This window comes from Pontibacter deserti (genome assembly GCF_023630255.1).
Classification (GTDB): Bacteria; Bacteroidota; Bacteroidia; order Cytophagales; family Hymenobacteraceae; genus Pontibacter; species Pontibacter deserti.
This window is the reverse complement of the sequence record NZ_JALPRS010000001.1, coordinates 271,553-283,648: the sequence shown is the minus strand read 5'-3', so window position 1 is coordinate 283,648 and position 12,096 is coordinate 271,553. Positions and strand designations below refer to the sequence as shown.

The window sequence follows — 12,096 nt, the reverse complement described above, 5'->3', positions numbered from 1 at the left end:
GTTATCAGCAGCATGTAAAGATTTTTTTCTGAAGGTTATACTTAAAAAGTGCAAATAATTTAAAGGAGTTGCGTATAAAACTTACAACACCTACACCCTTCGGAACTTTATGGAAAACCTGACACAATACTTAGACAAATCGCTTATTCCGCTTGAAGACAAAGTAAAAGACTATCTGAACATTGAGCGTGACATCAGAATACTGGATGTAGAACTTCTTTCGCTGCAAAGTATGAAGTCTGATTTTAACCCGGAACAACATGACCTGGAGCAGGAAATGAAAGAGGGTATTGCCAAGAGCGAACTCAATGACAAAGAACAGAAGATGACTGAACTGCTGGCGAAGTATAACCAGTTACGCTCCGAACTGATCAACATGCTTCCGGAAAGAAATAAGTTTATAGAGATCAACTTAGGGTATGGACCAAGCATGGTAGGCTATTTTACAATAGACCATGAAACACGCCAACCTTTGCCTGAACCTGTTCTGCGTGTTGTGCATTAAGGCACCTATACTTCTCCTACAGGTATTCTTTAAATAAAAGTATAAAAAGGAAACCGCCGGGACAGCAGCACCGGCGGTTTCCTTTTATCAGCAATAACCTCTTAATCAAATTATTACAACCCTATTGCCCTTACCAGAACAGCTATAAATGTAAACAGCAGGTAAACAACGTATTGGAGCAACTACAGAAAGACCAGGGTAGAGTATTATTCCACAAACAGTCCTTCCTTAAGTATAGAGATTGTACTATATTGATCTGAATAAGGTGAAAATTTAAAAATTCCGGCACCCGGGTCCTTACTTCTACAAAATCAATTTGTAATTTGCTAACTATATTAGGTTAACCCATATTCCGGCTGATGTCCCAGTTATTTTTCCGGCAAACTACCGTGTACGAGGAGTTTCAGACTCCGCTTTCGCTCTTTGAGCTGCACCAGCAGATCAGGGAAGAGCTGGAAGTGGCGTTTCCGGAAAGTTATTGGGTGGTAGCTGAAATTGCCCAGATTACCCCGGACAGGCGCAAAGGCCACTGCTATCTTACCTTAGTTGATAAGGGCGATGATGCCCGGCAGATGCTGGCACAGGCACGTGCTACCATCTGGAGTGCCCGTTTCTCCATGCTCAGCCGCTTTTTTGAAGACAAGACCGGACAACCTTTAAAAGCTGGGTTAAAGATCCTGTTCCAGGCCAGTGTAAAGTTTCACGAGTTGTATGGCCTGAGCTTGGATATCCATAACATCGATCCGAACTATACCATCGGCGACCTTGCCCGGCAACGGCAGGAAACACTAAAACGACTCGAAGCAGAAGGTTTATTAACAGCCAACAAAGAGCTGGAACTGGAAGAAGTACCGCAGCGATTGGCCGTAATTTCTTCGGCAACGGCTGCCGGTTACCAGGATTTTATACACCAGTTACAGCACAACGCATTTGGTTATACTTTCCATACTATGCTGTTCCCGGCTACTGTGCAGGGCAACGAAGCACCGGCCTCTGTAAACAAAGCCATGGCACTTATTGCCAGGTATAAATATCGTTTTGATGCTATAGTGATTATACGGGGTGGTGGTTCGCAGACAGACCTGAGTTGCTTTGACAATTATAGTATAGCAGCTGCCATTGGTAATGCTCCTTTGCCGGTACTTACAGGTATAGGTCACGAACGCGACGAAAGTATAGCCGACCTGGTAGCGCATACGCGGCTTAAAACGCCAACAGCTGTGGCCAATTTCCTGATCGATCGCTTCAGAAGTGCGGAAGAATACACCGAAGGATTATATGACAGTATCCGGATGTTTACGGCGCAGCAACTGAAAATAACCGATGATAGCCTGGAACGTGTAAGACTGCGGATTTCTAACTCAACCAAGGACTTTTTATCAGAAGGTCGCGAACTGCTTGAAACATTATCGAGAGGGTTGGTACTAAAACCAAAAGCTTACCTGGATGGTCAGAAGCATACTGTAAGTGACTTTGAACGAGACATCAGAGCTAATACAAAAGACCTGTTGCATACACGTGAGCGGCACCTGAGCGAACTGGCAGTTTGTGTGGAAGGCAAAGCGCAGCGGTACCTGCACATGAAGGAGCACGAACTGAACACACTTAACCACTGCCTGGAAACCGAGGTAAAAGAAAGTATAAAACAAACAGAGATCAGCTTCACCAAGCAAAGTGACAAGCTGGTTTTTGCCGCAGCCCGCAAACTGCAGAACGATGCACACCGGCTAAAACTGATCGAGACAAGTATAGAAGCCAACAACCCGGAAAAGCTTTTACTTCGTGGGTATACCTTAACGTTGATAAATGGCCGGATCATTAAAAGTATAGCTCAGGTGCAGGACGGAGATGTAGTAGAAACCAGAATAAAGGACGGCACCATCCATAGTATAGTTGTAAACAAAGACACCCATGACACCAAATAAAGACATCAGCAGCATGACCTACCGTGAAGCCACACAGGAGCTGGAAGAAATCCTGAGGGCAATCGAGAACGATCACGTAGACGTAGATGAATTAACACAGAAAGTACAGCGTTCGTCGCAGCTTATAAAGTTGTGCAAGGATAAGCTACGTGCCGCTGAAAAAGCCATTGACCAGGTATTTAACGAAGAAAATTGCGAGGAACCAGCTAAGCCAAAGAAACCAGAAGGCAAGAGCAGTAATGGCACCTTGTTTTAACTTGCTACTACCTGTAAAACAAAAGCCGCTGGTGCAGATCCAGCGGCTTTTGTTTTATACTTATCCTGTCATCCGGGCATTGGGAGGAATTTCCCTGGTTTCATGCTTCACTAGTTTTGCCAGCATCTCCCGTACTTCAGAAGGGCCATCCAAATGATATTTGGCTATAGAATATGCGTTTCCTGTTTTTACAGTATAGGCATTTCGTGGCATAGCTTTAAATATTTCCTCATCGCCCCAGTCATCGCCAACGGCAAGTACAAACTCATGCGGGTACATATTTAACCAGTGGCTGGTCGCTTTACCTTTGTTTACTTCCTGTGCTTTAATTTCAACAGCCATCTGCCCATCTAATACCTGCAGGTTGCTGTTAGTCGCCAGAAAGTTAAGATGGTTAACCAATTCACGGGCACGAAGCTCACCCAGGCCAGTTTCAACACGACGGTAATGCCACACCAGCGAGTATTCTTTTTCTTCTATAAACGAGCCGGCCGTACGGTCTACATATAGCTCCAGTATCAGGCGTATATCGCTTTTCCAGTCATCCATCAGGCTCATCATGGTTTTCCAGCCCGATCCGCGCTGCTTCAGCCACACCCCATGCTCTGCCACTATATCAATATTCAGGTCCCCCAGCCAGTCTTCCATATTTGCTTTTTCGCGGCTACTGATCACAACAACCCTGTTTTTTGGGCTGCTGCTCAGGTTTTCCAGAAGTTCCAGCAGGTCTTCGTCAGGACGCGCCATTAGGGGCTTCGTTTTATAGTTGGTCAGTGCACCATCATATTCCAGGAATATCAACCGCGAACTTGCCATTTCGTATGCATCGCTCATCTCCTGGAAAGTAGCATCGTCGAGGTAGCTTGTTTCCAGCGACATCTGCTTGATCTTAACATATGCCAGGCGGTCCATGAACAGGTTTACCCAGTGATGTATATTATAGCGCTTCAGCGTTTCCTGCATATTTATCATGTGCATTCGCTGCTCTTCCTCAGGCATGGTAAGCGCTTCATAAAGGGCTTCAACCACTTTATTTATATCATTCGGGTTAATGAGCAGCGCATCGGAAAGCTCTTTAGATGCTCCTGCCATTTCGCTAAGTATAAGCACCCCCTTCTGATCCAGTTTGCTGGCCACATACTCTTTACAGACAAGGTTCATACCGTCGCGCATAGGTGTAACCAACGCTACGTTTGCCATTTTATAAAAAGCCGAGAGCGTCTCTAACGGGTAAGATCTGTAGAAGTACTGTATAGGGTTCCAGTTTATGTTGCTATACTTACCATTGATTCTACCAACCAGTTCATCAACTTCTTCTTTCAGTTCTTTATACTTCTCTACGGCATCACGGCTAGGCACCACCAGCATTACCAACGATACTTTGTTACAGAACTCCGGATATTTTTCCAGAAACATCTCGAAAGCCTGCAGGCGTTGCGGTATACCTTTAGAGTAATCCAGCCTGTCTATGGAGATAATGATGTGCTCTGTGCCCAGGTTCTTGCGGTATTCCTTTTCCAGGTGCAGTACTTCTTCAGAAGCAGCCACACTGGCATACTTCTCATAATCTATACCCATCGGGAAAGAATCAACCAGCAGTGACCGGGTACCTGTATTTATCCAGCCATGCATGCCACCATACCCCAAAATGCGGTTAACAGAGCTCAGGAAGTGGCGCATATCATCATAAGTATGGAAACCTACAAGATCCGCACCTAACATACCTTCCAGTAGTTCTTTGCGCCATGGCAGCAAACGGAATACCTCGAATGAGGGGAAAGGAATATGCTGAAAAAAGCCGATCGTGCTGTCAGGTAACTTCTCGCGTAGCATAGAAGGCAGCAGCAGCAACTGGTAATCATGTACCCAAATGGTATCATTAGGGCTTGCATGCTTCACTATCTCGTCACAGTATTTCTGGTTTACTTCAACATAAGTATCCCAAAGGCCCTGCTCATAAATAGCATACTGGTTAAAATAGTGGAAAGTAGGCCACAGCGTTTCATTACTGAACCCCTCATAGAACTCCTTAATCTGGTTTTCGGATAAAAATACAGGAAACATATTGTCTTTCCTGATGTCTTCCACGATCTGCTCCTGTTTATCGGGATCTTCTATCACCATTCCTGGCCAGCCTATCCATAGATTATCTTTCTTTTTATAAATAGAACCAAGACCGGTAGCTAATCCCCCTTCACTAGGTGTATAAACCAGTTTACCATTCTTCTCCTGTAACCTAACCGGAAGCCGGTTCGACACAATAATCAGTTTTGCCATTGAAAGTATTTAATTTTTAGCTGGCAGTAAAGTAAAAAAACGGCTTATCAGGCCTTTAAGTGATACAATCTGACATTACTGTATTACCTGAATACAGGTTTGCTCATTTTACTATTACGTATTCATCCCGGCAGCGTTGGGCTGAATATTAGAACTTCGCTATAAATAAGTATTTAACACTGGATACATAGGTATAACTACCTCTGTAGTTGTATCCCTTTAATCACCGGAATTAAGAATCATAAAACCTGTAACAACTTTAAAGAGTAACAAGGCTGTGTTTAAAATATGTTAATGTGCCGCCAAAAGTATAGCTAATGGATCAACTCCGATCATACATAAATCACCTGGATAACCTGGCTATTTCTTTAATGATAATTGCCATAAGTATAATTCTGGGTCTGGTTTTAAAGTATATCCTGTTCAAACTGCTGGGTTTTTATAATCGTCACTCCAATCCCAAACTTGTCGTTTCGTTTACCAAACACCTGAATCACCCGCTCACTTACTTTATACCACTGCTGTTTGTATCTATGGCTATTAGTACGATGCCTCTCTCTGAGAGAAGTATACATACGCTCAGGCGGGTTATTGAAATACTCAATATCATTGTTTTTGCGTGGATACTGATAAAACTGGTGTCGGTGGTGCAAGATATGGTGCACCATAAATATGTGCTTGATAAAGCGGATAACCTGCGTGAAAGGAAACTCTATACACAGCTCCAGTTTGTTAGAAAAGTATCTGTTATTCTGATCGCATTTGTTGCCGGTTCTCTGATCCTGCTCCAGTTTGAAGCAGTCAGAACGTTAGGTACAGGTTTGCTCACATCGGCAGGTATAGCTGGTGTGGTTTTAGGATTTGCAGCACAACGTTCTCTGGCCAATTTACTTGCCGGTCTGCAGATAGCTTTTACACAGCCAATCAGGATAGACGATGTACTGGTGATAGAGCAGGAGTTCGGGCGAGTGGAGGAAATAACCCTGACCTATGTTGTGCTCCGGATATGGGATAATAGACGGCTTATACTTCCGCTAAATTATTTTATTGAGAAGCCTTTTCAGAACTGGTCCCGCACCAGTGTGGACATCTTAGCAACAGTAACTTTCTATACCGATTATAATGTACCTGTAGATGACATCAGAAACGAATTGAAGCGTTTATTGGAGGCATCTCCCTTATGGGACAAAAAAGTATCAGCTCTGGAAGTTACTGAAGTGTTGCAGGAGACTGTACAACTAAGGGTGCTATTCAGTGCCAGAAACTCCGGTGAAGCATGGGACCTGCGTTGCCATATCCGTGAAAAATTACTTTACTATATCCAGAAAAACTACCCGGATGCATTACCTAAAGTACGGACCGCTGTATCAGGTAATATTTCATCATAGTAACTACCCGGCCCATCTGTTATCAAGTATAAAACTACTCATACATAACTCTTTTTATAGGGCATTAACTTCATCGGCATCTTTCCATTGCGCAAAGGAATATAATCTATAGTTAAAGAGTTTAGGAGGCACAAACTCTTTACCTCCTAAACTCTTTACCTGTTTTTACCTATTTGGCTTAAAATAAATGACAGCCAGTGGCGGCAATTTCAGTGCAAGAGAGTAGTCACGGCCATGCGATGGTTCTTCAGTAGCCTGTAACAATGCCTGATTTTGTACATTGCTTCCGCCATACTGCTCATCATCGGAGTTAAACAGCTGTACCCACTCGCCTCCGGTAGGTACACCTAACCGGTAGTGCTCGTGCACGATCGGGGTTAAGTTACAAACAACAAGTACATCGCTGCCTGGCTCTTTTCCCTTTCTTAAGAAGCTGATCACACTATTATGTGCATCCTGGAAATCTACCCACTCAAACCCGCTGCTATCGAAGCTTAGTTCATATAAAGCAGGTTCTTCGCGGTATAGTTTATTAAGGTTTTGCAGCAGGCGTTGTACACCACTATGGTAGTTATACTGCAGAAGGTGCCAGTCCAGGCTATGGTCATGGTTCCATTCTGTACTTTGCGCCAGCTCGCCCCCCATAAACAATAACTTTGCTCCAGGGTGTGCAAACATGTAACTATACAAAGCCCGCAGATTGGCAAATTGCTGCCATTCATCACCCGGCATTTTACGCAGCAACGATCCTTTTCCATGTACCACTTCATCGTGAGACAACGGCAGCATAAACCGTTCTGAGAATGCATAGATGATACTGAAAGTGATCTCGCCCTGGTGGTGCCGGCGGTAAATCGGGTCTTTAGAAAAATAGTGCAGCGTATCGTGCATCCAGCCCATCATCCATTTCATGTTAAAGCCGAGCCCGCCATGGTCAACTGTTCCTGTAACAGCAGGCCAGGCCGTAGATTCTTCTGCAATCGTCTGAACATCAGGATAGCGCTCGTGCACTGCCTTGTTAAAATCTTTTATCAGCGATATAGCTTCCAGGTTCTCACGTCCACCATGCTCGTTTGGTATCCATTCTCCCTCTTTGCGGCTATAGTCTAAGTATAACATCGATGCCACGGCATCTACCCGCAATCCATCTATGTGATATTTCTCGAGCCAGAAAAGCGCATTACTGATCAGGAAAGAACGGACCTCGTTACGACCATAGTTAAAGATGTAACTGTTCCAGTCCGGGTGATAGCCTTTCCGGGGATCAGCGTGTTCGTACAGGTGAGTGCCATCAAAGTAAGCCAGACCATGCTCATCTGACGGGAAATGGGATGGTACCCAATCCAGAATTACGCCTATGCCATGCTGGTGCAGTACATCGATGAGATGCATGAGCTCCTGTGGTGAACCATAGATACTGGCTGCTGCAAAATAACCTGTAATCTGATATCCCCATGACCCTTGAAACGGATGGTGCATAACAGGCATGAACTCTACGTGTGTAAAGCCCATTTCCTTTACATACTGCGGTAGTTCCTCGGCCAGTTCGTGGTACGTGAGCGGTCGGTTATTATCTTCGGCTCTGCGACGCCACGAGCCCAGGTGCACTTCATACACACTGAAAGGCTGTGCTTGTCCGGCTTTAGTTTTCCTTTGCTCCATCCACTCATTATCCTGCCATTCATATTTCAGATCGCAGATGCGGGATGCTGTTTGCGGCGGTTTTTCGCGGGCAAAAGCAAACGGGTCGCTTTTCTCAACGTGGTATAAGTGGTAATTCGATTTTATATGATACTTGTATAGCTGCCCACCTGTCAGGTCAGGTATAAATCCTTCCCATATACCCGTCCCGTCTTCGCGTACCTTCAAAATATGGCTGTCGCGGTTCCAGGAGTTAAAGTCCCCGATAACAGTTACGCGTTCTGCATTAGGTGCCCAAACAGCAAAGTAAGTACCTTTTTGTCCGGCATGCTCCATAGGGTGCGATCCGAGCTTATCATACAGCGTAAAGTGGCGGCCTTCTTTAAACAGGTAAATATCGAATTCTGTAAAACGGCTGATATCGTGGTAAACAGCTCTCTTTTCCAGGGGCTGCTGTGGTATAGCTTCCGGAGCTCCTATACTTTCCTGTTGTATAGCAGGAGCAGCTCCCTTTTTGGTTGCCCGTACTTTACGGGCAGGCGTTGGTTCAGCAGACTCCACAGGTACAGCTTTTGTTCGGGTTCGTTTTGCAGGAACTTCAGCTGAAGCTTCGGTAGTTATGGGCGCACCCATTTCTGCTGCCAGATCAGCTTTCCTGGTTCTGCCGCGCTTTGGCGCAGGAGCATTGTTATCGCCTGTTCCAATAATTGGTGCAGTTAAGTTTGTTTCCGGTGCTTTCTCTAGTTTTTTCTTAGCCATGCTGATACTTTTTCATGATGTACTTAATGCCCCGGATAGGGATAAGCACCCAATCCGGACGGTTATTCAGTTCATATCCCAGTTCATAGATTGCCTTCTCCAGCAGAAAGGTCTCCATCAGAATCTCAAAATCTTCTTCCTTATCAGGCACTATACCTGTACCCATTGTTTTTTCGAGGTAACAGTACATAAAGAAGTTGCTTGCATAATGATACCACTGCTCTGCCCAATCTTCCAGATAACCCCCATCTTCTTTACCCGCTCTGTCTTGCTGGAACAGGGCATTATAAGCTGCATAATGGAAAGAGCGGATCATACCAGCCACATCACGTAATGGTGAGCGCTTTAAACGGCGTTCGCTGAATGAACGGGCCGGTTCACCTTCAAAATCGATAATGATAAAATCTTTACCTGTAAAGATTACCTGCCCTAAATGATAGTCGCCGTGGGTTCTTATTTTAAGCGTATCTATTTTGCGGGAGAAAATCCGTTTCAGTCTTTCCAGTATTTCAGAACGCATGTTCAGGACTTCTTCTGCCTCGGCACGAACAGCATCTGGTAGTTTAGGTAAGTGCTGGCGCAGGCTGTCGAAGTTACTACGGACAAGTGATGTAAGTGAAGAATACAGAGAACGCTGGTAATGCAGGGAGAAATCTTCAGGAGCAAAATCTTTCAGATCTCTTATAGACGCAAGCGCTAGATGTAGTTCTGCTGTTCGCTGGCCAAGTAGCTCAATACGGCTCACAGAAGCACCACCTAGCTGCAGTTGCACTTGTTCAGGTGCAGCTGCAAAAGAAACAGGCCGTGACAAAGTGCCTATTGTCGGACTAAGATCAATACGTTCGTTCTGAGTTTGGATCCGCTCGAAGAAACGTTTAAGAGAGTCTTCCATGTTTTCCCAGGCATCTCCCTGATTAGGCACAAGTTCCTGTAGCATAGCCAACACCATAGGCGCTCCTCCCGGCGAATGATGTTCCAGCATGCCCATAAAGCGTGGCACCTGAGGAAATCCGACTCTGTCAGTTAAAGCCTGCACTACTTCCACATCCGGGTTCAGTGCCCGGTCCAGTTTGCGGTATATTTTCAGGAAAAACTGGTTGTCGTAAACTATAGAAGTGTTGCTCTGTTCAGCACTCAGTATTTTAGAAGCTATACTGTTGTTGCTACTGCGCAGCACATTGCTTACCTGCTGATGGCTATGGCCAGCAAGTTCAGAATGATCGGCACGTACACGGCGGCGTTTAGCTATAAGTTGCAGCAGCAGTTGGCGGAACTCTTCCTTGTAAAGCGCATCATATAAAATACCTTCTTCCCCATTATGAGTTACCCGTGCAATTACACTGGCTGGTTGCCCGTTTATCAGCTCCTGTTCCTGCTCTTTGTTAGCAAAAGCAATTGGCAGCTGGTACATTTCCGGTAGCCCTTCGTTATAGCTTACTTCAACTATAAGTATAGCTGCTCCGTGCTCCCCTACCTGCAATGGAACATGATCTACAACCTGCATACGTTGAACTGTGCGGGCTTTACCGCCAAACCATCTCCGGTTAAGTATGTATTGTGGTAGAACACGGTTTTCGAGCTGCCGAACAACTTCCTGTGGCAAGCGGTTGCTTAATGAAGGAAGTTGCATGGCTGGTCGCTGCATGTCCAGCACTTTACTAACCGAAACATCCTGTGGCTGCAATTCGAACCAGTAATAGCCGTGTGCACCCACCGTAAACAGGTAAGCATCGTCTTTTATACTTGGGAATTTATTTTTGCTGAACACCTCCATTGGTGTATAGCCTTTAAACTCGTTCAGGTCCAGCTCAACCGCTTCCGGGAAACGAGAAAGGTTGGCTATTACCAGTATATTTTCGTCTTCGTAGGAGCGGATAAAGGCAAGCACTTTTGAATTTGACGGGTTCAGGAACCGTATACTTCCGCGGCCAAACGCCTTGTAGCGTTTGCGCATATTTATGATGCGGCGCGTCCACCAGAGCAGTGAGCTGCTGTTCTGTTCTTGGGTTTCCACGTTCACAGATTCATACTTATACTCCGGATCGATGATAACGGGCAAGTATAATTTCTGTGGATTAGCTGTTGAGAAACCGGCATTACGGTCGTCGCTCCACTGCATCGGGGTTCTTACACCATCACGGTCACCAAGGTAGAAGTTATCGCCCATGCCTATCTCGTCGCCATAGTATACCACCGGTGTTCCCTTCATAGAGAAGAGCAGCACGTTCATCAGTTCTATCTTATTGCGATCGTTGCCCAGCAGCGGCGCCAATCTGTGACGAATACCTAAGTTTATCTTGGCCAGCGGGTCGCGGGTATATACTTTATACATGTAGTCGCGCTCTTCATCGGTCACCATCTCTAGCGTCAGCTCGTCGTGGTTACGCAGGAACATCGCCCACTGGCAGGTTTCAGGTATAGGCGGTGTCTGGTCAAAAATATCGATGATCGGATAGCGGTCTTCCATCTTTACCGACATGAACAAACGGGGCATGATCGGGAAGTGGTAGTTCATGTGGCACTCGTCGCCGTTACCAAAGTATGATGCAGAATCTTCGGGCCACATATTTGCTTCCGCCAGTAATAGTTTGCCGGTATACTTGCTGTCTACGTGGGCACGCAGCTTTTTCAGGAACTCATGAGTTTCCGGCAGGTTCTCTCCGTTGGTACCCTCCCGCTCATACAGGTATGGCACAGCATCCAACCTGAATCCATCCACGCCTAAGTCCAGCCAGTAATCCAGCACCTTAAACACTTCTTTCTGTACGGCAGGGTTGTCGTAGTTCAGGTCGGGCTGGTGATGGAAAAAGCGGTGCCAGTAATATTGTTTGGCTACTGGGTCCCAGGTCCAGTTGCTTGGCTCGTAGTCGGTAAATATGATGCGGACATCTTTATACTTGTTCGGATCGTCACTCCACACATAAAAATCGCGGTGCGCAGAACCTGGCTTCGCATGCCGTGCACGCTGAAACCACGGGTGCTGATCAGAAGTATGGTTTATAACAAGCTCAGTAATTACCTTTAAACCACGACGATGCGCCTCTTTCACAAAAAGTTTAAAGTCGCGCATATCCCCGTAGTTCGGGTTTATACTATAGTAGTCGGCAATATCATAGCCATCGTCTTTTAACGGCGACGGATAAAAAGGCAGCAGCCATATAGCCGTAACCCCAAGGCTCTCCAGGTAATCCAGCTTCTGCATCAGGCCCTTAAAATCACCTATTCCATCGCCGCTGCCATCTTTAAATGCTTTGATGTGCAGTTCGTAGATGATCGCATCTTTGTACCAGTGTATGTTGTCGTCTAACAGATCTTTGTCCGCTGCCATAGTGTAGTTTTTATTTT

General features: G+C 45.6%; 7 protein-coding genes. 4 read left to right on the top strand and 3 right to left on the bottom strand.

From position 1 onward, the window contains the following. The first annotated feature begins 109 nt into the window (after positions 1 to 109). The 3 genes from MJ612_RS01200 (at position 110) to xseB (ending at position 2,686) form a co-directional block, all read left to right on the top strand. A complete protein-coding gene (locus MJ612_RS01200; RefSeq protein WP_187028661.1) occupies positions 110 to 505 on the top strand; it encodes a hypothetical protein in 396 nt (131 codons plus the stop codon). A gap of 359 nt (positions 506 to 864) precedes the next feature. Continuing rightward, complete coding sequence (gene xseA / locus MJ612_RS01195; protein ID WP_187028659.1) at positions 865 to 2,430, top strand: exodeoxyribonuclease VII large subunit; 1,566 nt, start codon at positions 865 to 867, stop codon at positions 2,428 to 2,430. Next, positions 2,417 to 2,686, top strand: coding sequence for an exodeoxyribonuclease VII small subunit (gene xseB, locus MJ612_RS01190; protein ID WP_187028657.1), 270 nt, complete (start codon positions 2,417 to 2,419; stop codon positions 2,684 to 2,686). Before xseA ends, xseB begins: the two co-directional genes overlap by 14 nt. A gap of 60 nt (positions 2,687 to 2,746) precedes the next feature. Here the strand turns inward: xseB and MJ612_RS01185 are convergent, their stop codons facing one another. Beyond that, positions 2,747 to 4,963 carry a bifunctional alpha,alpha-trehalose-phosphate synthase (UDP-forming)/trehalose-phosphatase gene (locus tag MJ612_RS01185; protein WP_187028655.1) on the bottom strand — a complete coding sequence of 739 codons (2,217 nt, stop codon included), beginning with the start codon at positions 4,961 to 4,963 and terminating at the stop codon, positions 2,747 to 2,749. 317 nt (positions 4,964 to 5,280) lie between these two features. On the opposite strand from MJ612_RS01185, the gene MJ612_RS01180 reads away from it, so the two are divergent. After that, entirely contained in the window at positions 5,281 to 6,351 is a 1,071-nt protein-coding gene (locus tag MJ612_RS01180) for a mechanosensitive ion channel family protein (protein ID WP_187028653.1), read from the top strand. A gap of 165 nt (positions 6,352 to 6,516) precedes the next feature. Here the strand turns inward: MJ612_RS01180 and glgB are convergent, their stop codons facing one another. Further along, on the bottom strand, positions 6,517 to 8,751 hold the full coding sequence (gene glgB, locus MJ612_RS01175; RefSeq protein WP_187028651.1) for a 1,4-alpha-glucan branching protein GlgB: 2,235 nt from the start codon (positions 8,749 to 8,751) through the stop codon (positions 6,517 to 6,519). Continuing rightward, the gene (gene treS, locus MJ612_RS01170) at positions 8,744 to 12,079 is read right to left on the bottom strand and encodes a maltose alpha-D-glucosyltransferase (protein ID WP_187028649.1); all 3,336 of its coding nucleotides are present in this window, start codon (positions 12,077 to 12,079) and stop codon (positions 8,744 to 8,746) included. Before treS ends, glgB begins: the two co-directional genes overlap by 8 nt. Positions 12,080 to 12,096: the final 17 nt, after the last annotated feature.

What these genes read in the sequence shown, in the direction of transcription:
- MJ612_RS01200 (WP_187028661.1), top strand. Translation starts at nt 110, where the DNA reads ATGGAAAACCTGACACAATACTTAGACAAATCGCTTATTCCGCTTGAA.
- xseA (WP_187028659.1), top strand. Translation starts at nt 865, where the DNA reads ATGTCCCAGTTATTTTTCCGGCAAACTACCGTGTACGAGGAGTTTCAG.
- xseB (WP_187028657.1), top strand. Translation starts at nt 2,417, where the DNA reads ATGACACCAAATAAAGACATCAGCAGCATGACCTACCGTGAAGCCACA.
- MJ612_RS01185 (WP_187028655.1), bottom strand. Translation starts at nt 4,963, where the DNA reads ATGGCAAAACTGATTATTGTGTCGAACCGGCTTCCGGTTAGGTTACAG.
- MJ612_RS01180 (WP_187028653.1), top strand. Translation starts at nt 5,281, where the DNA reads ATGGATCAACTCCGATCATACATAAATCACCTGGATAACCTGGCTATT.
- glgB (WP_187028651.1), bottom strand. Translation starts at nt 8,751, where the DNA reads ATGGCTAAGAAAAAACTAGAGAAAGCACCGGAAACAAACTTAACTGCA.
- treS (WP_187028649.1), bottom strand. Translation starts at nt 12,079, where the DNA reads ATGGCAGCGGACAAAGATCTGTTAGACGACAACATACACTGGTACAAA.